We start from the raw sequence: 26,917 nt of genomic DNA on the forward strand, positions 1-26,917 counted from the left end.
TCTTCAACCATGGACTAGTCGAGCCTTATCATTTCGTCGGCTTTTTCCCAAATCACTGGATTATGGGTTGCGATAATGATTAAACGATCTTGCTTCTTTAACATTAAGAGCAAGTCCATCACCTCTTGTGAGGTTTCTGGATCCAGTGCTGCAGTTAGTTCATCTGCCAAAATTAAAGGTGGATCTTTTAAAATAACTTTAGCTAATGCGACACGTTGCGCCTCTCCCCCCGATAATTCATAAATCTTTTGATCCAGAGCAAGGTAAGCCAATCCTACTTTTTTGAGCACTTCTTCTTCTTGCTGCTTCTTCTCTTTTTTCGTTAATTTTTGACCAATCAATCCCAAATCTAAGTTTTTAGCGATAGTCTCGTTTTCAAGTAGGCCAAAGTTTTGAAAGAGATAACCTAATTCATTCTTAAAGAAGTGATGCTGTTTGATTTGTTTCAGTTCTTGCCCTTGATAGCTTATACTCCCTTCTTCATAAGGCTCTATCTTCGCCAAGATATTAAGCAAGGTTGTTTTACCACACCCACTATTTCCGATCAGAGCATAGACCTTACCTTCTGTTAATTGCAAACTCAAATCTTGAAAGACCGTTCGTTGGCCAAATGATTTGGTTAAATGTTCTACGCTAATCATATTAGGCTCCTTTCAGTACAGTGGCTAACAAGTGGTCTTCTTTATGAGACCGATACAGGAGAATGAACCAAGCATTAGTAATAAATAGCAAGAGAGTGACAAGAGCAATCCACCATTCTTGAGTGAGAAGGAATGTCAGGAAGCTTCCTAATAGTAAGAGGATACTTTCTGAGAGCAAAATCATTTGGTGAATCTTTACAAATCCCAGACCTGCAATCTTCTTCAAGAAGATTGGTCTTCTAAACTCTTCAAAATAGAGGAAATTCATGGTGTTAAAGAGTAGTATGGAAGTAGCTATTGCAAAGATTCCTCCTGCAATGGTAATGAGATTCTCTAATTGAATGGTTTGGATCATCTGCTGGTATACAGACGCCGCATAGTCATATTGACTAACATTTTTTTCAAGCCCATTCTCAACTACTAGTTTCTTGCTTTTTTCCAGACCATCAAAGTAAAGATAAGAATTAAGATGAGAGAAATAAGGATTATCGTAGCCACCAAAGCTTCTAGGTAGAACAACAACCAAAATCGGGTCTGTCAAGAATTGCTGATAGCTCATCGGTGTATTATTATAGATAAATCGTTTTTGGTTGTTAGGAAGATAGGTCACCCGTGCTTTCATAGGCAACTGACTCTTTCCTTGTTCATCACTAGGAGTCAGATAATCTTCATAGCGTTTTTTCAACTCCTCTTCTTGCCCTTTCAACTTTTCAGGAAGCAAGAGTCCAAATTCTCCAGCTTGCAAGTGATTCAAGCGCTCTTTTTCCTCAGGGGATACTAAGATCTTTTGGATATCAAGGTAATTTGGTGTTACATACAGGGTGTTGGCAAGAGGATCGTAATCTGTGATCGAAAGCTCTCTCCCTGTTCTAGGATCGTTCATGAAGCCTTTTGAATTAAATGCGGCAAGCTGATGATGGACCAAAAGTCCACCTTTTTCAATGCCAGACTCGATCAGTTTAGACCATTTAGCTCTTTGTTCAATTTGCATTTCTTTGTTTGTCGTTTGTAAAACATTTTCCCGATTCAAACTAATTTGTATCCAATTTGTCTCTTTAGACCAAGCCAAACTTCCCTCTTGATAAGTCTGCCAGATAGAGCCATAGATGCTGACACGATGAATTGAGAGACCAATGACAGTGATTGCAAGAAATTGACATGTAAAGAGAAAAAACAAGACTCTTTTTAATGGAATTTTCCCCTTTAAAAGGCTAACCAAGTGTACTGTCTGAATACTGAATGCAAAGAAAAAGGATAGGAAAGTAGATAAAATAAATAAAAGTGTATTGTAAATAATACTAGCTGAAATGATGAGAGAATAGGCAAAAGGGGTCAATTGTAAATAATAAATCAGAATAGCTCCTAGGACACTTCCACCAATACACCCTATAAACAATTCTTTACCATCTTCCATGAGAGAATGTCCAAAGAGCTGGTATCGTCTTATTCCAGAAATATAACGAATCCCTGCACTTCTCATTTCAAGTGTTTTTTGAATAATGGTCAATGCACCAAAGCTGATGATAAAAATAACCAAGGCTAGAGATTGGGAACCCGAACCAAAAAATACCATAAAATTTTGCAGGGGATTGGGCTTATTCATGAAACTTTTTGAAAAACCAAGATCGTGGAGTTTTTGATCCAATTTTTCAAGGGTTAAATTCCCAGATAGTATATAGTAATTGGTAAGCAAACTTTCCTTTGCAACGAATTCTTTCTCTTCTTTTTTGATGCCATTAGGAAGTGTTCCTTCTCCGTAGATATCATACGAAAACTTGACTTGCCCTTTAGAATCTGTTTTTTGAATCTGACGAGCAATCAAACTATTGTTTTCCTTTGCTAACTGATCTAAGCTAGATGAAAGCTCTTCATAAACAACTTCCTTTTCTTGTTGAAGAATCCCTATTACAGGTAGGCTTCGATGGATGACCGTATTAGGTGAAATAAAGGCAATCCAAAGCAGAAAGATTAGAATAAAAAGGTTCGAGAAAAGTATAAATAAACGTTTCATAATTCTACTCTTTCTAGTCTATCCTAGAGAGATTTCTTCTCTCTAGGATAAACTTTAGCAATTAAAATCCATAATTAAAGTATGCAACTTCACCAAAACTTGTATTTATGAACGATCTTGATGTGTAATGAGCAGAAGCATAACCTACATTAGATCTGCTGTCACTTGCTCGAGCCACACTTGACCAATGCCATCGATAGTCGTGGAAATAATTTGAGAATGCTCCCCAATTGCCTGGATTATGATAACCTCCGTAACTCCAGTTACCACCAGATACCCAATCAGCAAAGACAGGACACGCTAAGCTACAACTAATAATTACAGTTAAGACAGAAAGGATAATTTTACTCGTTTTCATGACTGTTCACCTTCCATAATTAGAATTAAAAGCTTTATTTAACAATAAAATTATGAATTGCTCAAAATATAGTTTCCGTTTTTTTCTCCTTTCCAGAGCAACTCTTCACATCTGTATTATAAAACTTTTTCCAAAAAAATACGAATTATTATACATAAAATAACTAAAAAATGAAGCTGGTTCTGCAACCAACTTCTTTTTTATTTATTCCACCACTGCTTCAGCAATTTCCTCTGCAGTGATACCTGCAAAGTAACGACCTAGATTAATGGTTTGAAGGACTTTGAGGACGTCTTCACGTTCGTATTTGACACCACTTTAAATTCATCGGAAAAGAATATCTAGATATTCTTGAGTATGCAAAATCTGGTGAACTATATCTTTATTACAAGCCTAAAGGAGCAGCAATAGCTGAGCCTCTACTAGATGACATATTTGATCTACAATTATTTAAAGAAAATGAGATGCGCGTTCAAATCCAGGGGAACGAAATAGTATATCAAACAATTTTTAAATACACGACTAAGAATGATTATACTATTGATTTTGGGAATGGTTTTTCAATTAAAGTACAAGAGAAACCTGAAAATATCTCACTAACTCTAAATTATTCCATTTCAAATATTCTTTCAAAAAGAATTGATGGGTTGAAATTTATTTTAGAAGTTCAAAAAAATAAAGGAATTATCTTAAATAATCATAAACTAGCAATTAGCGATAAGAATCTGTCTAAAATTGATTTTAATTATTTAAAGAATAACTTAGATGCACATATCCGTTTAAAAAAGATACTGGATAAACTTAAAATTTCTAAAGAGATCGATTTCACGAATTGGTCACAACAAGACTCTAGAATAGTTGATTTATTGTATAAGGGCATTATAAATGAAGAGTTAATTACTGATCTTAATTACTATAATACAATACAAGTCATGACATTTGCTAATGTACATGTATTATTATTAATAATACCAGAACATTCATGTACACAAAATTATAGATTATATAATTTCAGTGATTATGATATGGTTTTAGTTGACGAAAATAATCACCAATTTTCAAAATATGAAGCTGTTGATTTAAAACAGCTACTGCTTATAGACAATTTTGATATTTCTGATTACCTTTCATCATATTTATCAAATAAGATTCCAATTGAAAATAAAGATCTTGGATTATTAAAACTTATAAACTATAGTGATAATAAATGTGATCAAAATGTTTTACAATCTTGTTTTGAATTTGCAAAAAAACTTGTAGATATGGACAATTCTGAATATAGTAAACTCAATTTACTACAAATTAAAAAACGTTTAAACACATTAACAACTGAAGATAATAACTATCTTTTATCTTTAATGAATCACAGTGCAGTTGAAATCCGATACGCTACAGCTTGTATATTAGGATATAAAGAACAAGCAAATTATTTATTTGAAAATAAGTTTTCCGAAAGCCAGAGGGAACTCTTTATTGAATATCCGATTTACCACCTTCTAACCTTTTCATAATAATACAATCATATTATATAAAAAGAGGCACTTAAGGCCTCTTTTTCTCTCCTTCAAATACTCTGTCACTGTCCATTTACTGTCCAATATAATGTAATACATCTATAAATTGTTGATTTTATCGAATGCAAAATCGCTTAAAATCAGTATTTTGATAAATAACAAGACTTTAAGAATCTTAAATCAAGTCTTGCATATTCATCATAGTAATGACATTCCTTCCAACTTCTGAAATTTACAGTTCATTATACCATTTTTTAGACGCTTGGAAAAGCTTTGGATAGTAATCATGAAAAGCTTCTTTCACTCCGGATTGATTTTTAAGCTTTCACTACAAAATGAAAGAGAGCCTTTTTGAGCCTCTCTCAGAAAAATAATAAATTGTTTTAGGATAAAATCATCGAAGCCACAATTGGACTAATGAATACATACAAAATTCCTGTGATCCCAATTGCCAATCCTGCCATAGCACCGGCCACATGACCATACTTAAACGCTGTCCCTGTTCCTACTGCATGTCCTGTTCCGCCAAGGGCTAACCCAATAGCTACTGGATCTTTTATTTTTAACAGTTTCAATATCGTTGGGCCCAAGACACTTGTTAATAATCCAGTTGCTACAACTACCACAAGAGTGATGGTCGTAATTCCTTGCATTTTTTCAGTAATCCCAACTGCCATTGCAGTCGTAACTGATTTTGGAAAGAGCGAAATGGCTAGAAAGTACTTCATTCCAAATGCTTTCGCGATCAATGCTGTAAAAATCGTATTCACAATAACTGCCACTGTCGAGCCGATCAGAATACTCCGTGCATGATGCTTCATCAAATGGAAACTCTTATAGAGAGGAATCCCCAAGGCGACTGTCGATGGTCCAATCAACTGATTTAACAGGGAACCACCGACATAGTAATCTTTATAAGAAATTCCTGTAATCATTAAGAATAAGATAACGATAACTGTAGCCACTAAAAGTGGCGTTGTTATTGGATGAGGATACCTGCGGAAAATTAACATTCCAATCAAATAAGCCCAAATAGATAAGACAATCCCAAATAAAGGATTACTCGCAAAATTAGCCATGCTTGCGTCCCCCTTCTGGATAATCACCTTCAAAACGATTTTTTATAAAACTAACCACAATTGCAATTAAAGCCACATTGATAACCAAGGCTCCAACTAGAATCAACATGATCGGAAATAGATAAGGAGCAATCACATGAAATTTATCCATGATACCGACAGCAGGGGGAAGAAATAAAATCGTCATGTTTGCTAATAAAAAATTTCCTACCATATTGACGTGGCGCATGCGTAGTAACTTAAACTGCAATAATAAAAATAGGATCAACAGCCCGATCATACTTCCAGGAATTGGTAAGTGCAACCCATCCGAAATGATTTCACCAATTAATGAAATCGTGAATATAATCGTCAGTTGTACATATAATTTCATCTTCATCTCCCTTTTTTTGGATCATTTCCAATAAGGATTCGTATCCTCGCTTCTGCTTACTTAGAAGTAAACATCCATTTATCCCTATCAGTTTACTCCTTTTCGGAAAATTTGCAAGCTTTTTTCTAAAAAAATAAAACAAATTACCAAAAATTGAAGCTACTATTTTGATTCATGACATCCATTTTATGATACAATGAAACCAAAAACGGTTAAGTTACCATGAAAGGATCTACATGACTCATTTTCACACCATTGTCATCGGTGGTGGCCCAGCAGGTATGATGGCGACCATTGCCAGTGCCTCTTATGGCCAACCTACGCTACTGATCGAAAAAAATAAAAAGCTCGGTAAGAAACTCGCTGGTACCGGAGGAGGCCGCTGTAATGTCACGAACAACGGGACCTTAGACGATTTGATGGCCGGTATCCCTGGAAATGGCCGTTTTCTTTACAGTGTGTTTTCCCAATTTGATAATCATGATATCATCCAATTTTTCACCGATAATGGCGTCAAGCTAAAAGTCGAAGATCATGGTCGGGTCTTTCCTGTTAGTGATCAATCCCGCACCATTATTCAAGCTTTAGAGAATAAGATCCTTGAGCTAGGTGCTAGCATTGCCACCAACTGTGAAGTGGTTTCTGTCACCAAGCCCGAGGACGTCTTTATCATCAAGTCTTCTGAGCATACGTGGACAGCTGACAAGCTAGTCGTTACAACTGGTGGCAAATCTTACCCATCGACTGGCTCTACGGGTTATGGGTATGAGATTGCCCGTCACTTCAAGCATACCATCACCGATCTCGAAGCGGCAGAGAGTCCTCTGTTGACAGATTTTCCCCATAAGGCCTTGCAAGGAATCTCGCTAACAGATATCACACTGAGCTATGACAAACACATGATCACCCACGATCTTCTCTTTACTCATTTTGGACTTTCGGGTCCTGCAGCTCTTCGGATGTCCAGCTTTGTTAAGGGCGGGGAAATCTTGTCTCTGGATCTCCTGCCAACCACTTCTTCTCAAGATCTAAAAGACTTCCTCGAAGAGCATCGAGAAAAGGCCATTAAAAATAGCCTCAAAACCCTTCTTCCTGAGCGTCTAGCTGATTTCTTAGCCCAAGGATTCCCTGAAAAAGCCAAACAGCTGACTCCTAGTCAGACAGAAGAGCTGATCCAAAAGATAAAAGAAATGCCCATTCCAGTCACTGGTAAGATGTCTCTAGCCAAATCCTTTGTGACCAAGGGAGGGGTTAGCCTCAAAGAAATCAACCCTAAAACCTTAGAAAGTAAGCTAGTTCCTGGACTCCACTTTGCAGGAGAGGTCCTCGATATCAATGCCCATACAGGCGGTTTTAATATCACATCCGCCCTCTGTACCGGTTGGGTAGCAGGAAGCCCTCATTACTGATAGAAATTCACTAACTTTATTATTCATCTATTGAAATAAAATTTTTAAAAATTCTTTACAAGTTAGTATTTACTTGATAGAATGGATTGGTATAAAATTTATAAAGGAGATTATTAGAATCATGGATTTTGATTTTAGTGTTAAACTCATGACTGAGTTTTTCGGGACAGCATTGCTACTTATTCTCGGAAACGGTGCTGTTGCAAACGTTGAATTAAAAGGAACTAAAGGTCATCAAAGCGGATGGCTTGTCATTGCGATCGGGTACGGAATGGGTGTCATGATGCCAGCCTTGATGTTTGGTAACGTTTCAGGAAACCACATTAATCCAGCCTTTACTCTTGGACTTGCGGTTAGCGGACTCTTCCCATGGGCCAATGTTTTACCATACATCGCTGCTCAACTTCTTGGAGCTATGTTTGGACAATTGGTTGTCGTTGCTGCTCACCGTCCATACTATCTCCAGACTGAAAATCCTAACAACATCTTGGGAACATTCTCAACGATTTCTAGTTTGGATAAAGGAACTCCTGAATCACGTAAGGCTGCTACCATCAATGGTTTTATCAACGAGTTTGCAGGATCTTTCGTCCTTTTCTTTTGTGCACTTGGATTAACCAAGAATTTCTTCGGTGCAGAAGTTGCAGGCCTTGCACAAAAAGCTGCTACTGAACAAGGAGGAGTCTTCGATGCTACCTCAACAGCAGCGAAATTGGCTTTATCACAAGCACATGCCCCTGGTCTAGGAATTGCTCACTTGGCCCTTGGTTTCCTTGTTATGGCTCTTGTCACATCACTCGGTGGTCCTACTGGACCTGGTTTGAACCCTGCACGTGACTTTGGTCCTCGTTTGGTTCACGCCTTCCTTCCAAAGTCTGTCTTAGGAGAGCACAAGGGTGATTCTAAATGGTGGTATGCTTGGGTACCCGTTGTAGCCCCAATTCTTGCTGCTATCTTAGCTGTACTATTGTTCAAAGTTATCTATCTTGGATAATCTAATGACTAAAAAGACGAACTCGATGTCCTATCGAGTTCGTCTTTTTTTATTGTTCTTTGGTTAATGAAAAGCGGAAATCGTTGTATTTGGTGTAGTCAAATTCTGTATTGAGATCTGTTGTAAACACAATCGGTGTATAGTGTCCTTCTTCCAAGATAAAACCAGGTTCAAATCGGAAGTTGGCTCCACCTAAGCCTGTAATCCCAGGGAGCAAGGCATCCGCACCATCAAATCCTTCAACATTCCAATAGTAGATATTTCCAGTCGCTTGGACAGCTTTTGCTGTATAGGTCGCTGTCCGAGTTGGTTCGCTATCATTTTTGAAGCTAACCACTGTTGTCACATTACCATTGGCATCCACTGTCATTTTAATCGCATCTGCTTGTGGACTAGATCCTACCCAAGTTCCCACCAGTTCTGCAGGAACAGTAGCTTGCGTCGTAGCAGACGCATTCTCGCTCTTACTAGAGTCTTTTGTAGCTGTCGCGCTACTTGCTTGAGTCGAAGAGCTAGCTGTATCTTTTTCCTGAGAGGAAGATGCTGCACTCTTTTTGCTAGTACTTTTGGCTTTTTTCTCTACCTTGCTGGTAGATGCTTTCTCGGATGAGGAAGCTGTTTTTTTATCCTTTGCACCACAACCACCGAGAGCTAGACCAAGTGAAGCAGCTACCAGAACAGCGGCACTCCAACGGAAGATTGATTTTTTCATAAGATCACCTCTTTATCTTTATGACTCCCATTATACTCTAATTATTACAAAAATCAAGTTTTTTTGTAATAATTGTCATTTTTCTGTAACATATTTTTGTATTTAAAATACCAATCGTAAGAGGGCGATCAAGACAATCCCAAATAAGACGGTTCCCATCAGGTTTTTGTAACGAAAGGCTACAAAGAGACTGGGAATAGTCACCACGAGGTCCAACCAGTGGAACTGAGGGAGGTTTCCAATTTTCCCATCTACTAAGCTCGATAACACCAAGGCAAAGATAATGGAAATGGGTAGGTATTTGAGAAAGCGGGTCACAGGATCCGGCAGTCCCTTGTATTTGACTAAGAGAAAGGGCAAGATCCGAGGAATCCAGGTAACAAGTGCTGAGGACAGAATGGCCATGAAGGTCGAACTATTCACGCGCATCACAGACCACCCCCACAAAACAGCCAATCAAGGTCGCAGCTAGAACAGCTAGCGGTTGCGAAACAAAAAAGAGAAAGAGAAAGAAACTCACTGTGACTGCTAACAGCACCAAGAGCATGGTCTTGGTCTTTTCTGTCAGTTGCATTCCTTGAAACTGAGCTGCGAAAATCCCAATAAACATAGCTACTAAGGCAAAATCAAGCCCAAAAGCCTTTGGATCTGGTAGAAGAGACCCTAGAGCTGTTCCAAGGACAGTGGCACTGATCCAGGCCACATAACCCACTAGATTGTTCCCATGCATCCAAGGAACTGTGATGGTATCCGTCTTTAACTTCTCACTCAAGTAGACCCCATAACTCTCATCGGTCAGGAGGCTCCCAATCCCAATGCTATGAGCGAGACTAGCATCCTTAAAGTCAGACGACGTATACAGGCTCATCAACATATTGCGGAGATTGATCAAAAAGACCGTCAGGGCCATATTGAGGATCGAGGAATGAGCTGCAATCAGGGAGATCATGGCAAACTGGGCTGCGCCTGCATAGACCAATACACTCATCAAGGCCATCTCCAAAGGAGAAAGATAGGGAGATGCTACCACACCGCAAGCCAAGCCAATACTGATATAACCTAGAGCTGTCGGCAACGCATCCTTCACCCCCTGCCAAAAATCTTTTTCCACTATCTCACTCCTTTCTGAATCATTGACCTCTATTATAACACAAGAAAAAAGGTTGAAAAAGGAGATCTGGTATAGAAAAGATAACCTCTCATTATACTCCTATCTCTACCTACTGATTTACTTTTAAATCTGATATCTCTAATGACATCTTTTCTTCTTGTGTCATGGTCTCGACAATTTGTTTTTGCTCGCTTGATATTGGCAAGGTCAAAATCGTAGCAGATTGATCCGGCAATGCTCCACTGTCACTAATTTTATAGCCAATCCGTTGATTTTGATATATGAATTGCCCATCATATTTCCAATTCAATGAAAACTCAAAATCCTTATCAATTTGAAATCCAGCTTTGTTAATCAATAGAAAAACAGCATATTCTTGTTGATTTGATGAAAAAGTTGATCCAGTAAAGTTGATCGATAGGCTTCCTTGATTTCCAAGTTCTGGATGTTCCTTGGTTAATTTCTTCCCTAATTCAATTACATTTGATTCTTTTCCTTCATACTGTGGTCCCACCACAAACTGCAAGCCTTTTTCATTTTTAACAGTTGAAGACTCTTTTGAGATCTGCTCCGTTTTGCTTGGCGAAGAATCTTTTGATTCCTGTCGAGACTGGGCGCATGCTGTTAATGATAGAAACGCTACAATCAAAACGATCGTTTTTTTCATCGTTTCTACTCTTTTTTTCTTATCCATTCAATTCTAATTACTTTTTTCAATGATTACCTCTTCTACACTATCAAGCCTTAAATTCCCTGTTTTAGCTCCTAAAAGAACTGGAACTTTACCAAATTCGAAGGTCAATAGAAAAGCCGTAAGAATACCGCCTATCACCAAAAAGATCCCCTCTTGTCCATTATTGTTGAATAAATACATGGCTAAACAGGCCAGTAAGACAACATTTAATAGATGGGCATCAAAAATTTGCTTTCTTTCTGGTATCGGCTTGAAAGTCACCCTGTATCTCTTAGTCGCTGTAGGAAATAGATTCTTAACTTTTTTACGAGCCTTTGCTATAGAAAATCGAAAGAACGCAAAAGATATAAGCATGGCAACCATGAATAAGACCATCTTTAGAAAAATTTGCTGACTAATATCATACTCACTGAATAGATTTTGTAAGAGTCTATAAACCACTCCAACAAATGGCTGGACTATAATGGCTGCTGTCCCTCCTTTTATTTTATTGATGGGTGTGCCTGGAATTGTAACCTTTTTATCTACTTCCATCATCTCAACAGTGATCTCTTCCGTTGGCAACCCCCAATAATAGAGCTTAGGCTTCATGGTACTAGCATCTAACAGAAAATTTTTGCCATTGTACTCTACCAGTTGGTGACAGAAAATACTTGTTTCTTTATATTCTAACATCCTATTTACTTCCTACATGCTTTCAACATAGCATCCTAGACGGTCTGATCAAATCCAGCTTTCTTCTCCCAATCTTCCAGATAAGGCTTTACTCACTCAATTCACCACCTATGCTATCTCATAAACTTTCCTCATCTTTCTTTTCTACTTTTTTAGCAATGCTCTCCATCATATCAGGCCATTTGGATAATTGGTAATCAAATTTGAACATAAATATCACTATAAAACTAATCATCAAAAAGAGTGATGCAATGGTTTCATTTCCGATGACAAACAAAAGAATAGCGGCTACAGTTAGGAACCTAAAAAGATTGACCAGAAATGTAAAGTACACCTTCCGTCTCTTTAATGCCTTGATGAACTTCTTGCACTGATCCTCATCCAACTTGGATGGCTGTAATTTCAGGCTTGCATGGTAATATCGAACGATCCACGCAGCTAAGAAGTAGGAGATAACACCTAAAATTGGAATCGTTCCAAGTCGTACCAACTGATTGTCAAATATTCCAGCCTCCGCTAATCCATCCGAAATTTTGTTGATAATAAATAATGTAATAGGGAGCAATACATAAGACCAGTAGTTAGGAGAAGATGTCTCTTCTAGTATGACTTTTTCCTCCCAAACAAAATGGTAATTCTTGTTCTCCCATATCCCTAAATTAATTATTGTTTGCATAACAACCTCTTTTTCACTCTCCTTGTATGTTTTCTAAATATTCTCTCAGTACCAATTTGAAATAGGTTTACCGTTATAATACTGTTGAATCTCATCGAACTGAGAGATTTTCGTATCTTTATTTTCTACACTCAGTTCTTTAGGTAGATAGGCATAATCGTACACAGAGGAACCTAATTTAAGAAATTCTGTTTCTAGATCTATCAGTTCTTTCCCATTCGTAATCACACCATTCTCAGAATTAATCACTTTATATGCAAAACCTTCTGGTTTTGAAAAGAGGTTAAATGCAGTCGGATAGGATGCCTTTAAATTGATATTCCCTTTGTAAGATTCCTCCTTCCAAAAACCATTACCAAACGGAAGAACTCCAGCAGTGTAGCCTTTAAGGGTAGAAATGGAGAGATACACTCTATTTTTCTCATTTACGTCTTCTTCCGTTATTTCTTTATCAATTTTAAGGGTTTTAAGATTAAGTAAGAAATAACGTGGCTGAGTTTGCTTCATAATTTTAATGATAGCATAGTCATTCCCATTCATTTTTCGAAGAGTTGGAAAAGATCCATAGAGCTCGAAATCATCATTTTTTACATACTCCACCATCATCTTCCAAAGATCGACTTCCTTTCGTTTCGCCTTACTCCCTGTCAAATCATAAATCTCTAAATGGGCATATTCATCCGACTTCATTTTTTTCGATGGAATAATACCTCTTACTCTGTTTCTTTGTCTAACCAAATAATTAGAGTTCGCCTCAACCCAATCTGATGAATCGGGAGACTTCAAAGATTTCTTCCGTTCTTTTTCATCAAACTTCCATTCGACCACAAGCCCATTTTTAGCATGTATAAATTGAAAGTCTTTAATATCGGATTTCGCATTATAGACCGAAAATTCGTATGACTCTTTACTCTTATCACTTTTTTCAATTTTCTTTTGTGATTCGCATCCTGCAACCAGTAGCAAACAGACCGCAAAGACAAGCATCGTACCAATTCTATATTTAGAGCTCTTCTCTTTCTTCATATCTATTCTCTCCCTCCTCAATCTTTCATTCCTTCTATCATACCGAATTTTCTTTCACCTCGCAAATCCGCTACTAGTTGGTGAGATCCCAGCAAAAAAGCCATTGGACCTTGTACATCCAATTGGCTCCTTTTTCTTATTCGATTCCTTCAAAGGCTAGGCTTGGTTTGGCATTGAGGTCCCAGCCTGCGAAGTTTTCTTTGTTCCACTCGCTGACACTGGCATAGGCGATCATCCCTGCATTGTCCCCGCAGAGGCGCAGTGGCGGAATGATAACCTTGACATCTGTGATGTCAGAAGCCAAGCGTTCACGGAGACCTTGATTAGCTGCGACCCCACCAGCAACGACTAGGGTTTTGACCGGATATTTCTCTAAGGCCTTCTTGGTCTTGGCCATGAGAATGTCTAAAACGGCTGCTTGAAAACTCGCTGACAAGTCTGCATTGGAGAGGCTTTCTCCTTTTTGCTCGGCATTATGATGCAGATTGATAAAGGCCGATTTGAGCCCTGAAAAAGAGAATTCCAGATTGTCTTCCTTGATCATGGCCCGTGGGAAATCGTAGATATCAGATCCTTGGTGGGCCAGCTGATCAATCTCACGTCCTGCTGGATAGGTCAAGCCCATGACGCGCCCGACCTTGTCATAAGCTTCTCCGACAGCATCATCCCGGGTCTCTCCGACGATCTTATAATCACCCGCTTCACTGACGTAGACTAGCTCGGTATGTCCTCCACTCACCAGCAAGGCCAAAAGTGGAAACTCTAAGGGCTCCACGCTTTGAGCGGCCATCAAGTGCCCTGCCATATGATTGACAGGAATCAAAGGGAGTCCATGCGCCCAAGCAAAGGCCTTGGCTGCAGCTAAGCCGACCAAGAGAGCCCCAACCAGACCTGGACCGTAGGTGACAGCCACAGCTGTGACATCGGCTTCTGTAATGCCGGCTTCTTCTAAGGCTTCTTCAATACAAGCGGTGATGACTTCCACATGGTGACGAGAGGCTACCTCAGGCACTACCCCACCAAAACGCTTGTGACTTTCGATTTGACTGGCAATGACATTGGACAAGAGTTGGTCGTCATTTTTCAAGACAGCCACGCTGGTCTCATCGCAAGATGTCTCAAAAGCCAAAATATATCTATCTTTCATTCGGGTTCCTCTTCATGATCACAGCATCCTCTATGGGATCGTGATAGTAGTTTTTCCTCCGTGCAATTTCTTCAAAATGCATTTTTTTATATAGGCCTTGGGCCGGTTGATTGGACACACGCACTTCTAAGAAAATTTCTTTTTGGTCCGGCAACTGCGCGAGTAACTGCTGAGCTAGGCCTTGGCCTTGAAAGGCGCGCTTGACCGCAATCTGTAGGACCTCTGCTTCATAGAGAGTCTCTTGAATGGCGACAAACCCAAGGACTTGTTCTTCATCCACAGCTAGGAAATAGAAAATCGATTCCTGCTCTAAATCAGCTTCAATCTGCTCCAACTTCCAGGGACTAGCTTCATAGACATCTTCCATCACAGCGAGAATAGCGGCCGCATCCCGGCTGCTCCCTTTCCTGATTGTTCCTTTCATCATAGGCGCTTGATGTAAGAGGTCGTTGTTTCCGTGTGGTCTTTGAGCCAATTTTCCTCCGCTTCGACCCGTTTCAGATAATGAGGGACAAAATCATGGAGGCTAGCAGGCGCTTGTTTGAGACCGAGACGTCCGATTTTCACTGCATCTGGCAAGGTTTCATAGTAAGCAGCACTTGGCAGGCTAGAGGCAATCTGTTCCTTAAAGGCCGTGACCTCTCCGACAAAGGTGACCTGCTCACTTGTCGCTGCACGCTCTAGGACTTCCTCAAATGGAAAATGTCCTTCTGGTGCGACCAGTTGATCATCTTGGTAAAAACCTGCATAAACGTTGTTCCGACGGGCATCCATGACAGGAACTACCAAACCTTCTAGATCATCTGGCACTAAGGCTAAGAGGCTCGAAACCCCGACCAATTCAATCCCTAAGGTATGAGCCAAGGTCTTTGCGGTTGCGACTGCAATGCGCAACCCAGTGTAGCTCCCAGGACCTTCTGCCACCACGATGCGGTCCAAGTCCTTGGGTGTCAAGTCGATTTGTTGCATCAAAAAATCGATGACCGGCATCAAGGTGATACTATGATTTTTTTTAATAGTTAATGTTGTTTCTGCAAGTAGAGTCTCATCTTCTAAAATCGCTACAGAAAGAGCCTTACTCGAGGTATCAAATGCTAATAATTTCATTTCCTACTCCTCTTGAACTGGATTATATTATACTACAAATTCCCTTCAAATCCCAGCGAAACTCTCCTCTAGAGCGCAGGATTTTCCTATCCAAAACCGCTCAAAAGCTTCTCTATTATAGGTCTTTGCCTCTCTGACTTTTCCAGTCTATCTTTTACTTACAGGCGAATTTATGATATAATGATAATTAATTGTATCGAATCAGGTCCACTGGTTGCGAGTAGGAAACTCTAGTGATTGCACTCCTTCGCAGCTAACAAATGGACCGAAATAATGAAAGGAAAATTACTTCATGATTTACAAAGTTTTTTATCAGGAAACAAAAGACCGCAACCCTCGTCGTGAAACAACGCATGCACTTTATCTCGATATTGATGCACCAAACGAACGCGAAGGACGCATCCAAGCACGTCAATTGGTTGAAGCAAACACAGATTTCAACATTGAATTTATCACACCACTTTCTGAGCAACACCTTGCTTACGAGAAAGAGTCAGGTGCTTTTGAACTAACGGAGTACTAATCCATGGCTTATACCTTAAAACCTGAAGAAGTTGGTGTATTTGCCATTGGTGGACTTGGAGAAATCGGAAAAAATACCTACGGGATCGAATACCAAGATGAAATCATCATTGTCGATGCCGGGATCAAATTTCCAGAAGATGACCTCCTTGGGATCGACTATGTAATCCCGGATTACTCTTATATCGTTGACAATATCGATCGCGTCAAAGCGGTCCTCATTACCCACGGGCACGAAGACCACATCGGTGGGATTCCCTTCCTTTTGAAGCAAGCCAATGTCCCTATCTACGCTGGACCTTTGGCGCTTGCCTTGATCCGTGGAAAATTAGAAGAGCACGGCCTTCTTCGCGATGCCAAACTCTACGAAATCAACCAAAACACTGAGCTTCAATTTAAAAATCTTAAAGCAACCTTCTTCCGTACGACTCACTCTATTCCAGAACCTTTGGGAATTGTGATTCACACCCCTCAAGGAAAGATTGTCTGTACCGGAGACTTCAAGTTTGACTTCACACCTGTTGGTGAACCAGCTGACCTCCATCGCATGGCAGCTCTTGGAGAAGAAGGCGTTCTCTGTCTGCTTTCAGACTCAACCAACGCGGAAATCCCAACCTTTACCAACTCTGAAAAAGTGGTTGGTCAATCCATCATGAAGATCATCGAAGGGATCCACGGACGCATCATCTTTGCTTCCTTTGCTTCGAATATCTTCCGTCTCCAACAAGCTGCTGAGGCTGCTGTCAAGACCGGTCGTAAGATCGTCGTCTTTGGACGCTCGATGGAAAAAGCCATCGTCAACGGAATTGAGCTTGGCTACATCAAGGTCCCTGCTGGAACCATTATCGAGCCAAATGAGATCAAAGACTATGCGGCCAATGAAATCCTGATCATGTGTACAGGAAGCCAAGGAGAGCCGATGGCAGCCCTCTCTCGGATTGCCAACGGAACGCACCGCCAAGTGCAACTCCAACCAGGAGATACCGTGATCTTCTCTTCTAGTCCGATTCCTGGAAATACAACCAGTGTGAATAAATTGATCAATACGATTTCTGAAGCGGGTGTAGAGGTCATTCACGGGAAGATCAACAACATCCATACCTCTGGACACGGGGGGCAACAAGAACAAAAACTCATGCTCCGCTTGATCAAACCAAAATACTTCATGCCTGTCCATGGTGAATACCGGATGCAGAAGATCCACGCAGGACTTGCGCGTGATTGTGGAGTAGAAAAAGACAATATCTTCATCATGAGTAATGGTGATGTCCTCGCTCTAACAGCCAACTCTGCTCGGATCGCAGGAAGTTTCAATGCTCAAGATATCTATGTCGATGGAAATCGTATCGGTGAAATCGGTGCTGCTGTCCTTCGTGACCGGAGAGACCTTTCCGAAGACGGTGTCGTGCTTGCTGTTGCGACTGTCGACTTCAAATCGAAGATGATCCTGGCGGGACCAGACATCTTGAGTCGTGGTTTCATCTACATGCGTGAATCAGGAGATCTGATTCGTGAAAGCCAACGCATTCTCTTCAATGCTATTCGTATCGCCTTGAAGAACAAAGATGCCAATATCCAAACCGTCAATGGTGCGATTGTTAATGCCCTTCGCCCATTCTTATACGAGAGCACGGAACGTGAACCTATCATTATCCCAATGATTCTCACACCAGATGACGAAAATTAACAAAACAACCAGTTGAAACCACTGTTTCAACTGGTTTTATAGTAACCTTTTGAGGATCAAAAAGAGAGTGGGACAGAAATCGGTAATTCGTTAGAATTCGATTTCGTCGTCCCACCTCCGCACAATTGAGTAGGGCTGTAAAAGCTGATGAAATCAGCGTAGTAGAGCGCACTCAACCACTGCGTCTTGCTCGACAATCCAAAAATAATTGAGAGGCTAGGACTTTTGTCCTAGCCTCTTTACTCTTGTTTCTTAATAAAGATCTAAATAGTTGTCTACTTCCCATTGAGATACGAAGGTCGCATAGCTTGCCCATTCGATTCGTTTGGCTTCAAGGAAGCTGGTGTAGATGTGCTCACCCAAGGCAGCTTTCACCACTTCGTCTTCTGTCAAGGCTTTCAAGGCATTGTGAAGGGTAGAAGGGAGATCTGTAATTCCAGCTGCTCTACGTTCTTCCGGTGTCATCACATAGATATTTTCTTCGATCGGAGCAGGTGCTTCGATTTTATTTTCAATCCCGTGAAGGCCAACTTCAAGCAAGACTGCCAAGGCTACATAAGGATTAGCCATTGGGTCTACGGAACGCAATTCTAAACGAGTTCCCATACCACGTGATGCTGGCACACGTACCAATGGGGAACGGTTGCGACCTGCCCAAGCGATATAAACGGGTGCTTCATATCCTGGCACCAAACGCTTATAAGAGTTAACCGTTGGGTTTGTCACCGCTGTAAAGTTATATGCATGCTTGATCAAACCACCCAAGAAGTGATAAGCTGTTTCTGACAATTGCATGCCCTTTGGATCTTCTGGATCAAAGAAGGCATTGTTGCCATCTTGGTCAAAGAGAGACATATTACAGTGCATACCTGATCCGGCAATTCCAAATTTTGGTTTGGCCATAAAGGTTGCATACAAGCCGTGTTTACGAGCGATGGTCTTCACAACGAGTTTAAAGATTTGGATCTTGTCACAAGCGCGAAGCACTTCGTCATACTTAAAGTCGATTTCATGCTGACCAACGGCTACTTCGTGGTGGCTGGCTTCTACTTCAAAGCCCATCTTGGTCAAGACATTTACGATTTCACGACGAGTGTTATCTGCAAGGTCTGTTGGAGCCAAGTCAAAATAGCCACCTTTGTCGTTTACTTCAAGAGTTGGATCTCCATTTTCATCCAACTTGAAGAGGAAGAATTCCGGTTCTGGACCAAGGTTAAAGGATTTGAATCCAAGCTCTTCCATATGACGAAGGGCACGTTTTAAGTTGCCACGTGGGTCTCCTGCAAATGGTTCCCCTTCTGTCGTATAGACATCACAGATCAAGCCAGCTACGCTACCATTTTCATCTCCCCAAGGGAAGACTGTCCATGTATCCAAATCTGGGTAAAGATACATATCTGACTCGTTGATACGGACAAATCCTTCGATAGAAGAACCATCAAACATGGCTTTGTTTGAAAGAACCTTGTCCAGTTGCTCATCGGTAGCTGGAATTTCGACGTTCTTCATGGTTCCCAAAATATCAGAGAACATCAAGCGAATAAAAGTAACATTTTTTTCTTTTACTTCACGGCGAATATCTGCAGCAGTAATTGACATTTTTGTCTCCTTAAAATAGATTACAAGCTTATGAAATGATCAACGAAATTGACCATATGGCGATGGGGAAGATGTGAAGCGACTTTGCTGAAGAATGTCACGATGAAGAGCCTTACGGATCTCTTCTTGACTGACAACCTTGGTTTGCTCTTGCTCTTTTTCCGCATATTTCTTCTTAATATCCGCAATATTGAAGCCATCTGAGATATAATCTTTGATCTCAAGCAGGCGGTCCATATCGTCCAACGAATACATGCGGCGATTGCCTTCTGTCCGATCAGGAGAAATCAATCCCTGATCTTCATAATAACGAATCTGGCGAGCTGTCAAGTCGGTCAGCTTCATAACACTTCCAATCGGAAAGACTGCCAGCGAGCGTCGTAATTCCTTTTCCTTCATACCATTCCTCTTTCTATTCTATTATATCGAAAAAAAAATCTATGTCAAGATTAAATGTTATATAATCTTACATAGGTTTTTTGTGTTTCTTGAGAAAATCGCGAATGCGATCCACATCCGAATTGACCAAAATCGCAACGAAAACACCAATAAAGGTCTCAAATATTCGGGCAAAAACATACAAGAAGGTTTCTCCGTTAGGAATCGAAAGGGTAATGATCAGCATTGCCGAAACTCCTCCGATAATTCCTGCTTTATTATTCATAGCGACATTTGTCATAATGGTTAACATGGTCGCAATGGGTACAAAAATAAGAGTCACCCAATACGCCCCATGAAAGAGCGTTTTTAAAAGGAAGAACAATACAGCATAAAAACCTCCGATACTGTTGCCCATGACACGCGAAGCCCCAAAGTGGACACTCTTATCAAAGTCTTCCCTCAAACTAAAAACAGCTGTCAACGTCCCGATCTGAAGGCCTCGCCAGCCAAATATTCCAAAAATAAGTAGTACAATAAAAACGGCAATCCCTGTTTTAAAGGTTCTCATCCCCAAACGGAATTTGGACCAATCAAATTTGTGTCGTTTAAAGTAATCCATGGTCACCTGTCTTTCTATTTCTATTATTCTACCATATTTTCAAAAAGGAGAGAACAGATATAAATAGAAAGAAAAAAGAGAGCGGGACAGAAATCGCTAATTCGTTAGAATTCGATTTCGTCGTCCCACCTCCGCACAGTTGAGTAGGGCTGTAAAGGCTGATGAAATCAGCGTAGTAGAGCTCACTCAACCACTGCGTCTTGCTCGACAATCCAAAAATAATTGAGAGGCTAGGACTTTTGTCCCAGCCTCTTTCATTCTATTTAGATTATTTTTCAGTCAAAGCTGCAAGACCTGGAAGTTCTTTACCTTCAAGGAGTTCCATAGAAGCACCACCACCAGTAGAGATCCATGAGAATTTGTCTGCACGGCCAAGGTTGATCGCAGCAGCTGCTGAGTCACCACCACCGATGATTGATTTAACGCCTGGTTGTTTCACGATAGCGTCCATCACACCGATTGTACCAGCTTGGAAGTCAGGGTTTTCAAATACACCCATAGGTCCGTTCCATACAACTGTTTTCGCACCAGTCAATTCTTGGTCGAATTTAGCGATAGATTTAGGACCGATATCAAGACCAAGGAATCCTGGATCTACTGCTTCACCTTCAGTGTCTTTCACTTCAGTGTAGTCAGCAAATGCGTTCGCTTCTTTTGAGTCAACTGGCAAGATCAATTTGCCGTTTGATTTTTCAAGAAGAGCTTTCGCCACATCCAATTTGTCTTCTTCTACAAGTGAGTTACCGATTTCGATACCTTGTGCTTTGTAGAATGTGTAAGTCATCCCACCACCGATAAGGACTTTATCAGCTTTTTCAAGCAAGTTTTCGATAACACCGATCTTGTCAGATACTTTAGATCCACCAAGGATAGCTACGAATGGACGTTCTGGAGCTTCAACTGCTTCTTTGATGTAAGCAATTTCGTTTTCAAGAAGGAATCCAGCAACAGCTTTCTCAACGTTTGCAGAGATACCAACGTTAGATGCGTGTGCACGGTGAGCAGTACCAAATGCATCGTTTACGAAGATACCATCTCCAAGTGATGCCCAGTATTTACCAAGTTCAGGATCGTTTTTAGATTCTTTCTTGCCATCAACATCTTCGAAACGAGTGTTTTCAACCAAGAGAACTTGTCCATCTTCAAGAGCGTTAACAGCTGCTTCCAATTCAGCACCACGTGTAACACCTGGGATAAATTGAACTTCTTGACCCAATTTAGCAGCCAAGTCAGCAGCTACAGGAGCAAGTGATTTACCTTCTTTATCTGCTTCTTCTTTTACACGTCCAAGGTGAGAGAAGAGGATTGCACGTCCACCTTGTTCAAGGATGTACTTGATAGTTGGAAGAGCTGCAGTGATACGGTTATCGTTAGTGATCACGCCATCTTTTACAGGAACGTTGAAGTCAACACGAACGAGAACTTTTTTCCCTTTCAAGTCAACGTCTTTAACAGTCAATTTTGCCATTAGATATGACTCCTTCTTTTTTTAATACATGATAATTATATCACAAAAGCTGTAAAAGAGGTAGAAAAATCCAATGCTTTTCCCCTCTAATTCGCAGGATCCGAACGACACTTCTAGATACAAGATCAAACCTCTCTAGTTTTCACCAGAGAGGTTTTTTTGAGAGTGACTTTTTAAGTGAACGAAAGAATCCTGTAAAAGACTTACTCTTCTTTCTTCTTACCAGCCAAGAGGAAGCCGCCTAAGGCTGCTAGGAGAACAGCTTCAGCTGCAAAGGAAGCTTCTAGGCTTGCCGTATTTGGTAAGTGTTCCGATTGACTTTCTTTGCTGGCATCTTTTGTTTCTTGCTGAACTGTTGGCTGTGCGTTCCCCCCTTGGTGGGCACTTAACAACTGATGGATCTCTTGATCAACCATATCCTTGTGTTTTTCCTCTTGATGACCCGCTTGAGTAGAAGTCGTTGGGGCCAACTGATCCACTTGAGAAGACTCTGTAGGCTTCAATGGATTAGCTGGATCCGGAGTCACTGGGGCAGCTGATTGGACTGGTTGATTTGGTTGAGCTGGTTGAACAGGCTGATCAGGTTTAGCCGGTTCCTCTGGTTGGATCGGTTGATCTGGTCCTTCCGTTTGTGCTGGCTTATAGACAATCGCATAGTGAGTAAAGTGAGGAGCTGTAAAGATGACTACATCTCCAACTCTCTCAAAGGCCAAGGATTGAGGAGCTTGACCTTCTGGGAAGAAGAGAACTTGCTCCACTTCTTTATCCTTATCCACAGGGATTTTCACAAGGGATGGATGGTGGGTATCGATATCTTGACCGCTTGCATCCACGCCTTCAATATCAAATACGATTCCTTCTCGGCCCTTCAGCTCTTCTTTTTCTACCTGATTGGCTTCAACTTTTGCGACTTTTAGTCCTTTGACAACGGTTGGCTCTAAGTTGGAGAATTGAACTTCGACTCCAGTCGCAGGGTCTACAAAGACCGCTGGCTTATCTTCTTTCAGGAGCGCAATCAAGGTCTCTAGACCTGTCTTAGCTGTTTCAAGCGCTTCAGGAGTGAGCTCTGAAGAATCTAGGAGCTCTTTATTTTTCTCAACCAGTGCCTGCAAAGCCTCTCCAGAAGGGTGATTTGGCTTGCTTGTTAATAGAGCAGTCGCTTCTGTTGTCAGAGCAGAGAGAGCTTCTTTTTCTTTTGTTAGATTGGCTTGACCATCCAAGGCTTTCAAGAGAGCGGTCAATTGGTTCAACTGCTCATTGACTTGATCTTGTGTGCTGGTATCATGCTCTTTCAAGACTTTTTCAGAAGCAGCCATTCCAGCCAGCAAGGCTTCTTTGACTTCAGGAGTCGCAAAAGTAAAGTCTACTTTGGCTTTTGCAGCTTCAGCTTCAGACAATTTTTGCTTAAGGTATTCATCGTTGAGAGCTGGTTTTGGATTCACGAGGACATCAAAGCTTGTACTAGCTCCTTTGTAATGGACAGTGATGGTTTGACGACCTTCCTTGGTCGCATCAAAGCCAGTCACTTCCACACCTTCATCTGTCAAGGCATGCGTTTCGGTCGTTTCATCTTCAAAGACGACTGTAAAGCGTCCACCCTCCTTCTCCAATGCTTCTCCGACAATATATTCCACTTTTGGTTTGTCGGTCAATTCTAGACCAGCAACTGCTTTTTCACCTGCTTCCTCTGCACTGACCACAAAAACAGTGAGAGTCTTACCTAATTTCTGACCAAGGTAAGAAACTTCTAGGTGTTGTTCTCCCAGCTTGCTACTGTCAAATCCATGAATCTCTACACCTGAGTTGGTGAGGTTGACCAGTTGATCTGCTTGGCCATCTTTATAATGAACTCGGAGAGTCGCCCCTTTCAAGGAAAGGGCATCGCCTTCCCGGTAGACCTTCTTGGTCAATCCATCTTCAAATTGAAGTCCCGCAATTTCTTTATCATTCTTTGGAACTTCGATCGCCAAAACATTACTGATATCTTTACCAGGAACTTGTGCACGATAGTAAAGAAGAGACGGGGTTGATTCAAAAGCGAGCGGTTTAAAGATGAGATTTCCAGCTTGATCGGCTGTCATGGTCGCAATTGGACTAGTGGCTTCTTTATCGGCATAAAGAGTCAGAGTGGTATCGGCCGGAACATCTATGAAGCCGACTTGGACAAAATGATTACCTAAGTTTTGCGCTGCAGCATGTTTCATCGGAATGTTGACCGTTTCAGTATCCAGACTTTCATACATCTTCCAGTTGTAAATCCGGATGGCTTGCCATGGGGTGCCGTTATCTGCCGTAATGACATGGAGACGCCAGTCTTGAGCCTTGATTGGATGGTCGAGTGTAATGTCGGACACATGGGCTTTATTGCCACGAACTTCCTTAGCAAGCTTCCATTCACCCGCTTCATCCTTGTAGTAAAGGTCGAAGTCACGGGTATTCATCTTGCCATCGTCGACAGATTCTCCACCCGCACCGGCATGGTCCATGACCCAACGAACAATGGTCCGTGGTTGTGTCAAACGAATATCGACGGTTCCACTCAATTGAGCAGAAGACCATTTATCTGAAAGACTGGTAATGGTACCATTTAACATACCTTCGATGCCTTCACTACCATCCGCATCCGGGAAGCTCGAACCGATCACTTTGGCTCCGATGACCACGTTTGGCGCTAAAGCTTTTGGTAGACTGGTATCTGACACGGTCATGCCCCAATCAAAGGCTACAGTTCCCGCATCCGAACGTTGACCATTCTTTCCAACTGCCACAACCTTGAGTTCCTGAGTGGTTCCTTCAGCACTTGCTGAACGGCTAACTTTTGGTAGATAGACAGTTGTCGCAGAAGACCCTGTTAAGAGACGCCAGTTGTCGCCATCTTTTTCATAGACTTCATAATAATCTGCATCTGCTACCCCTTTAAAATTGAGGACTGCTTCTGCTTCTTGCGCATTTTGTAGGCGTTTTGCCCGAACGGATACTTCTGCTGGAGTAGCTGGTTTCTCTTGGTTCGACGTAATCGACAATTGGCCGAGATTAAATTTGTAGTCTTTGACATCCGTATCATGGTCAAAGAACATCTTCACAGCATAAATGGTCTTGCCAGCCAAACTTCCCAAATCAAAGGTTTGAGTAGACCAATCTGCACTCGGTGTCAATTCTTTCCATTCATATTCAGAGTAGTCCTCTTTTGTGGCAACAGCTACCCAGGCAGCTGCTCCTATCCCACCTTTATGACTGACGCTCAATTTTGTCGTTTCTGTCACAGGAATCTTGGTCGAATAGAGCATGACATTTTGACTGCTATTGGCTTTTAAATCCCCTTCAAAGGCTAGAGAATTTCCTCCATTGTAGGCTTGATCAAAATCATAGCGACCTTTCAATGGTGTACTATCTTCACTATGCTCTACCCACCAACGCCAGGTTGGAAGGTAGCCAGAAACAGAACGGTAGTTCCATTCCCCTTCTTTAGAAATCTTGCCGTCCACAAACCAGTGTTTTCCGTGTCCAGTGTTGAAGGAAGTATTAAAATCTTCACTTGTGATTGGGGTTTTATCCACTACTAGATTGGACATACCGTACCAAGATTGGTCTGCTGGTTTCCCTTTGGTCGGATCTCCTTGGAAACCTGTCCAGAATAGATCTTCATGGGTATGGTAACCTTCTCCAGTCTTTCCTAGACCTGTAATGGTATCTGGCGCATAAAGACCAAGGGATAGACGCAACTTGCCATGTTCATCTAAAATAGCATTCCAGTCTACATTAGTCTTATAAGAGCCTCCTTTTTGGAGCTCAAGTCCAGCTAGAACATCATAAGGATTCCGATGAATCCATTTGGCTGTACTGATGGAATAATCAACTTCTGATTTGCCCCAGTTAAAGTTAGCAAAGAAGGTATCAACTGGATTTTCCCCATTTTCTGGCTGCATGAAATTGTAGTTGTATTCTCCCAGCGCATTCTCATGGTAACGACCATATTCATAGGTCATAGCATCATACCAGGAATACTTAATCGGATAGTTCAGACTCTTCGCATATTCCTTGGTATAAAGAAGAAAATCTCTCAATTTTGGACCCAATGGTTCTACAAGATTTCCGGTTGTTTCTTGGTTGATAAAGTAACCATCAAAGCCATAGTACTTGGCCAGTTCTACTAATTTACGGGCGATCGGGAAGGTCTTAGACCCTTCACTATCTTCTTTCAAGGTTTCTGCAAAATGTTCTTGATCCTTGATGCTGCTAGACCAGTTATAAAAGATTGTTCCATAAATAGGAACCCCATTTCGGTGTGCAGCATCGATCACATCTGCTGATGGGACCAGCCCTTCCCAAAAGACCATAGAATCCAAATATTGCCAGTAATCAAAAGCATAGGCCTTAAACTCTTCCCCGCCGACAGACGCATGATCCTTGGCTTTGGAGTTCATGTTTGACAGCGCTTGGATCTTCGCTTCAGGGTTGGCTTGTTCATTAATTTGTTTTCCTTGGAAACGACTCGCAAGTGGAACGCTTGCTCTGTTCATATCGTCATCCACTCGTTTTCCTGGTTCCCACTTCAAGAGATCGTCCCAGGTATCGAACTTAACTTCTTTGGGTCTTAATTGTTTTTCTTCATTGGTTGGTAAATCAGCCACTTTCTCAGCAGTAGCTTTCGGTTTTTCAGTCTCTGAAACAGCTGGAATATCTGTAGTTGTCGAGCTAGCTTCTGTACTTGTAGGACTAGCCTCTGGAGTGACCGCTTCTGCGGCTGGTTTTGCAGGATCAGCCGTAGGAAGTGCCGCATCTGCAGTATAGACGCCAGCTTCTCTCACTAGATGATTAACATCTTCAGTCGCTACTGAAGAGGTTTCCAAGGGTTGTTCACTAGTAGAAACCGTCTCATCTGCAGAGACAGCGCCTGTTCCTAAAAATGCTAACCCAATCAATGCGGAGCAAACTCCCACACTGAATTTTCGTATACTAAATCGTTCTTTCTTTTCAAATCGATGACCTTTCATCTTGACCTCCTTGTATGGTTTTTTTCTTTTTCTTGAGCGATTTCCATTGGCTCCTTTCTCCACGACCTGTAATCGCTTTCATTTCGTTGTATTAGAAATCTCCAATCAAGAATAGGATAC

25 protein-coding genes and 1 pseudogene are annotated in these 26,917 nt (G+C 41.2%); 5 read left to right on the top strand and 21 right to left on the bottom strand.

Annotated features, from left to right (window positions below; translation table 11 throughout):
- Positions 1-14: 14 nt before the first annotated feature.
- The 4 genes and pseudogenes from RIN70_RS09060 to RIN70_RS09075 all read right to left on the bottom strand — a co-directional run.
- Positions 15-641 carry a putative bacteriocin export ABC transporter gene (locus RIN70_RS09060; protein ID WP_313790555.1) on the bottom strand — a complete coding sequence of 209 codons (627 nt, stop codon included), beginning with the start codon at positions 639-641 and terminating at the stop codon, positions 15-17.
- A 1-nt stretch (position 642) separates the two neighbouring features.
- Entirely contained in the window at positions 643-2,652 is a 2,010-nt protein-coding gene (locus RIN70_RS09065) for a DUF1430 domain-containing protein (protein ID WP_003002992.1), read from the bottom strand.
- Between the two features lie 61 nt (positions 2,653-2,713).
- On the bottom strand, positions 2,714-3,010 hold the full coding sequence (locus RIN70_RS09070) for a lactococcin 972 family bacteriocin (protein ID WP_128861155.1): 297 nt from the start codon (positions 3,008-3,010) through the stop codon (positions 2,714-2,716).
- A gap of 204 nt (positions 3,011-3,214) precedes the next feature.
- A pseudogene (locus tag RIN70_RS09075) lies at positions 3,215-3,325 on the bottom strand (lipoate protein ligase C-terminal domain-containing protein); the annotation flags it as partial.
- 149 nt (positions 3,326-3,474) lie between these two features.
- Here RIN70_RS09075 and RIN70_RS09080 point away from each other — a divergent pair.
- Positions 3,475-4,521 (top strand): hypothetical protein, encoded by a 1,047-nt coding sequence (locus RIN70_RS09080; RefSeq protein ID WP_313790556.1) that lies wholly within the window; start codon positions 3,475-3,477, stop codon positions 4,519-4,521.
- A 386-nt stretch (positions 4,522-4,907) separates the two neighbouring features.
- On the opposite strand, the gene RIN70_RS09085 is transcribed toward RIN70_RS09080, so the two are convergent.
- Both RIN70_RS09085 and RIN70_RS09090 read right to left on the bottom strand, forming a co-directional pair.
- Positions 4,908-5,603: an LrgB family protein gene (locus RIN70_RS09085; protein WP_003008843.1), complete on the bottom strand. Its 696-nt coding sequence runs from the start codon at positions 5,601-5,603 to the stop codon at positions 4,908-4,910.
- Positions 5,596-5,976 (bottom strand): CidA/LrgA family protein, encoded by a 381-nt coding sequence (locus RIN70_RS09090; protein ID WP_041818372.1) that lies wholly within the window; start codon positions 5,974-5,976, stop codon positions 5,596-5,598. The genes RIN70_RS09085 and RIN70_RS09090 overlap by 8 nt, the downstream gene beginning before the upstream one ends.
- Before the next feature lie 236 nt (positions 5,977-6,212).
- Between RIN70_RS09090 and RIN70_RS09095 the strand changes: the two genes are divergently transcribed.
- Both RIN70_RS09095 and gla read left to right on the top strand, forming a co-directional pair.
- Positions 6,213-7,385, top strand: coding sequence for an aminoacetone oxidase (locus RIN70_RS09095; RefSeq protein WP_195623435.1), 1,173 nt, complete (start codon positions 6,213-6,215; stop codon positions 7,383-7,385).
- 121 nt (positions 7,386-7,506) lie between these two features.
- Complete coding sequence (gene gla, locus RIN70_RS09100; RefSeq protein ID WP_195326997.1) at positions 7,507-8,379, top strand: aquaglyceroporin Gla; 873 nt, start codon at positions 7,507-7,509, stop codon at positions 8,377-8,379.
- A 49-nt stretch (positions 8,380-8,428) separates the two neighbouring features.
- On the opposite strand, the gene RIN70_RS09105 is transcribed toward gla, so the two are convergent.
- The 10 genes from RIN70_RS09105 to tsaB all read right to left on the bottom strand — a co-directional run bounded on the left by RIN70_RS09105 (position 8,429) and on the right by tsaB (position 15,527).
- Positions 8,429-9,091: a hypothetical protein gene (locus RIN70_RS09105; protein ID WP_195623436.1), complete on the bottom strand. Its 663-nt coding sequence runs from the start codon at positions 9,089-9,091 to the stop codon at positions 8,429-8,431.
- A gap of 102 nt (positions 9,092-9,193) precedes the next feature.
- Complete coding sequence (locus tag RIN70_RS09110; protein WP_229099265.1) at positions 9,194-9,520, bottom strand: AzlD domain-containing protein; 327 nt, start codon at positions 9,518-9,520, stop codon at positions 9,194-9,196.
- On the bottom strand, positions 9,507-10,202 hold the full coding sequence (locus RIN70_RS09115) for an AzlC family ABC transporter permease (RefSeq protein ID WP_195623437.1): 696 nt from the start codon (positions 10,200-10,202) through the stop codon (positions 9,507-9,509). Before RIN70_RS09115 ends, RIN70_RS09110 begins: the two co-directional genes overlap by 14 nt.
- Positions 10,203-10,311: 109 nt before the next feature.
- Positions 10,312-10,896 carry a hypothetical protein gene (locus RIN70_RS09120; protein WP_195623438.1) on the bottom strand — a complete coding sequence of 195 codons (585 nt, stop codon included), beginning with the start codon at positions 10,894-10,896 and terminating at the stop codon, positions 10,312-10,314.
- A gap of 6 nt (positions 10,897-10,902) precedes the next feature.
- The gene (locus RIN70_RS09125) at positions 10,903-11,571 is read right to left on the bottom strand and encodes a DUF443 domain-containing protein (RefSeq protein ID WP_195623439.1); all 669 of its coding nucleotides are present in this window, start codon (positions 11,569-11,571) and stop codon (positions 10,903-10,905) included.
- Positions 11,572-11,689: 118 nt separating this feature from the next.
- Positions 11,690-12,247 carry a hypothetical protein gene (locus RIN70_RS09130; RefSeq protein ID WP_195623440.1) on the bottom strand — a complete coding sequence of 186 codons (558 nt, stop codon included), beginning with the start codon at positions 12,245-12,247 and terminating at the stop codon, positions 11,690-11,692.
- A gap of 45 nt (positions 12,248-12,292) precedes the next feature.
- Positions 12,293-13,273 (bottom strand): hypothetical protein, encoded by a 981-nt coding sequence (locus tag RIN70_RS09135; protein WP_195623441.1) that lies wholly within the window; start codon positions 13,271-13,273, stop codon positions 12,293-12,295.
- Positions 13,274-13,409: 136 nt separating this feature from the next.
- Complete coding sequence (gene tsaD, locus RIN70_RS09140) at positions 13,410-14,420, bottom strand: tRNA (adenosine(37)-N6)-threonylcarbamoyltransferase complex transferase subunit TsaD (RefSeq protein ID WP_049497113.1); 1,011 nt, start codon at positions 14,418-14,420, stop codon at positions 13,410-13,412.
- Complete coding sequence (rimI, locus tag RIN70_RS09145; protein ID WP_049483633.1) at positions 14,410-14,847, bottom strand: ribosomal protein S18-alanine N-acetyltransferase; 438 nt, start codon at positions 14,845-14,847, stop codon at positions 14,410-14,412. Before rimI ends, tsaD begins: the two co-directional genes overlap by 11 nt.
- Positions 14,844-15,527 (bottom strand): tRNA (adenosine(37)-N6)-threonylcarbamoyltransferase complex dimerization subunit type 1 TsaB, encoded by a 684-nt coding sequence (tsaB, locus tag RIN70_RS09150; protein ID WP_195623442.1) that lies wholly within the window; start codon positions 15,525-15,527, stop codon positions 14,844-14,846. Before tsaB ends, rimI begins: the two co-directional genes overlap by 4 nt.
- A 292-nt stretch (positions 15,528-15,819) precedes the next feature.
- Between tsaB and RIN70_RS09155 the strand changes: the two genes are divergently transcribed.
- Positions 15,820-16,050 (top strand): DNA-directed RNA polymerase subunit epsilon, encoded by a 231-nt coding sequence (locus RIN70_RS09155; RefSeq protein WP_003008866.1) that lies wholly within the window; start codon positions 15,820-15,822, stop codon positions 16,048-16,050.
- A gap of 3 nt (positions 16,051-16,053) precedes the next feature.
- Positions 16,054-17,736: a ribonuclease J1 gene (rnjA, locus tag RIN70_RS09160; RefSeq protein ID WP_003003107.1), complete on the top strand. Its 1,683-nt coding sequence runs from the start codon at positions 16,054-16,056 to the stop codon at positions 17,734-17,736.
- A gap of 252 nt (positions 17,737-17,988) precedes the next feature.
- Here the strand turns inward: rnjA and glnA are convergent, their stop codons facing one another.
- The 5 genes from glnA to RIN70_RS09185 form a co-directional block, all read right to left on the bottom strand.
- Positions 17,989-19,335, bottom strand: a complete 1,347-nt coding sequence (glnA, locus tag RIN70_RS09165) for a type I glutamate--ammonia ligase (RefSeq protein ID WP_003016943.1) — start codon at positions 19,333-19,335, stop codon at positions 17,989-17,991.
- 39 nt (positions 19,336-19,374) lie between these two features.
- Positions 19,375-19,734 (bottom strand): MerR family transcriptional regulator, encoded by a 360-nt coding sequence (locus tag RIN70_RS09170; RefSeq protein WP_003008872.1) that lies wholly within the window; start codon positions 19,732-19,734, stop codon positions 19,375-19,377.
- Positions 19,735-19,801: 67 nt separating this feature from the next.
- A complete protein-coding gene (locus RIN70_RS09175; protein WP_003008874.1) occupies positions 19,802-20,335 on the bottom strand; it encodes an FUSC family protein in 534 nt (177 codons plus the stop codon).
- A gap of 268 nt (positions 20,336-20,603) precedes the next feature.
- On the bottom strand, positions 20,604-21,803 hold the full coding sequence (locus RIN70_RS09180) for a phosphoglycerate kinase (RefSeq protein WP_070594479.1): 1,200 nt from the start codon (positions 21,801-21,803) through the stop codon (positions 20,604-20,606).
- A 203-nt stretch (positions 21,804-22,006) separates the two neighbouring features.
- Positions 22,007-26,797: an endo-beta-N-acetylglucosaminidase gene (locus tag RIN70_RS09185; RefSeq protein ID WP_070594478.1), complete on the bottom strand. Its 4,791-nt coding sequence runs from the start codon at positions 26,795-26,797 to the stop codon at positions 22,007-22,009.
- Positions 26,798-26,917: the final 120 nt, after the last annotated feature.

This window comes from Streptococcus parasanguinis (genome assembly GCF_032163505.1).
Taxonomy (GTDB): Bacteria; Bacillota; Bacilli; order Lactobacillales; family Streptococcaceae; genus Streptococcus; species Streptococcus parasanguinis_V.

Excerpts from the sequence above, each read along its gene's own strand:
- RIN70_RS09060 (WP_313790555.1), bottom strand. The coding sequence starts at position 641 with ATGATTAGCGTAGAACATTTAACCAAATCATTTGGCCAACGAACGGTC.
- RIN70_RS09065 (WP_003002992.1), bottom strand. The coding sequence starts at position 2,652 with ATGAAACGTTTATTTATACTTTTCTCGAACCTTTTTATTCTAATCTTT.
- RIN70_RS09070 (WP_128861155.1), bottom strand. The coding sequence starts at position 3,010 with ATGAAAACGAGTAAAATTATCCTTTCTGTCTTAACTGTAATTATTAGT.
- RIN70_RS09080 (WP_313790556.1), top strand. The coding sequence starts at position 3,475 with ATGCGCGTTCAAATCCAGGGGAACGAAATAGTATATCAAACAATTTTT.
- RIN70_RS09085 (WP_003008843.1), bottom strand. The coding sequence starts at position 5,603 with ATGGCTAATTTTGCGAGTAATCCTTTATTTGGGATTGTCTTATCTATT.
- RIN70_RS09090 (WP_041818372.1), bottom strand. The coding sequence starts at position 5,976 with ATGAAATTATATGTACAACTGACGATTATATTCACGATTTCATTAATT.
- RIN70_RS09095 (WP_195623435.1), top strand. The coding sequence starts at position 6,213 with ATGACTCATTTTCACACCATTGTCATCGGTGGTGGCCCAGCAGGTATG.
- gla (WP_195326997.1), top strand. The coding sequence starts at position 7,507 with ATGGATTTTGATTTTAGTGTTAAACTCATGACTGAGTTTTTCGGGACA.
- RIN70_RS09105 (WP_195623436.1), bottom strand. The coding sequence starts at position 9,091 with ATGAAAAAATCAATCTTCCGTTGGAGTGCCGCTGTTCTGGTAGCTGCT.
- RIN70_RS09110 (WP_229099265.1), bottom strand. The coding sequence starts at position 9,520 with ATGCGCGTGAATAGTTCGACCTTCATGGCCATTCTGTCCTCAGCACTT.
- RIN70_RS09120 (WP_195623438.1), bottom strand. The coding sequence starts at position 10,896 with ATGGATAAGAAAAAAAGAGTAGAAACGATGAAAAAAACGATCGTTTTG.
- RIN70_RS09125 (WP_195623439.1), bottom strand. The coding sequence starts at position 11,571 with ATGTTAGAATATAAAGAAACAAGTATTTTCTGTCACCAACTGGTAGAG.
- RIN70_RS09130 (WP_195623440.1), bottom strand. The coding sequence starts at position 12,247 with ATGCAAACAATAATTAATTTAGGGATATGGGAGAACAAGAATTACCAT.
- RIN70_RS09135 (WP_195623441.1), bottom strand. The coding sequence starts at position 13,273 with ATGAAGAAAGAGAAGAGCTCTAAATATAGAATTGGTACGATGCTTGTC.
- tsaD (WP_049497113.1), bottom strand. The coding sequence starts at position 14,420 with ATGAAAGATAGATATATTTTGGCTTTTGAGACATCTTGCGATGAGACC.
- rimI (WP_049483633.1), bottom strand. The coding sequence starts at position 14,847 with ATGATGAAAGGAACAATCAGGAAAGGGAGCAGCCGGGATGCGGCCGCT.
- tsaB (WP_195623442.1), bottom strand. The coding sequence starts at position 15,527 with ATGAAATTATTAGCATTTGATACCTCGAGTAAGGCTCTTTCTGTAGCG.
- RIN70_RS09155 (WP_003008866.1), top strand. The coding sequence starts at position 15,820 with ATGATTTACAAAGTTTTTTATCAGGAAACAAAAGACCGCAACCCTCGT.
- rnjA (WP_003003107.1), top strand. The coding sequence starts at position 16,054 with ATGGCTTATACCTTAAAACCTGAAGAAGTTGGTGTATTTGCCATTGGT.
- glnA (WP_003016943.1), bottom strand. The coding sequence starts at position 19,335 with ATGTCAATTACTGCTGCAGATATTCGCCGTGAAGTAAAAGAAAAAAAT.
- RIN70_RS09170 (WP_003008872.1), bottom strand. The coding sequence starts at position 19,734 with ATGAAGGAAAAGGAATTACGACGCTCGCTGGCAGTCTTTCCGATTGGA.
- RIN70_RS09175 (WP_003008874.1), bottom strand. The coding sequence starts at position 20,335 with ATGGATTACTTTAAACGACACAAATTTGATTGGTCCAAATTCCGTTTG.
- RIN70_RS09180 (WP_070594479.1), bottom strand. The coding sequence starts at position 21,803 with ATGGCAAAATTGACTGTTAAAGACGTTGACTTGAAAGGGAAAAAAGTT.
- RIN70_RS09185 (WP_070594478.1), bottom strand. The coding sequence starts at position 26,797 with ATGAAAGGTCATCGATTTGAAAAGAAAGAACGATTTAGTATACGAAAA.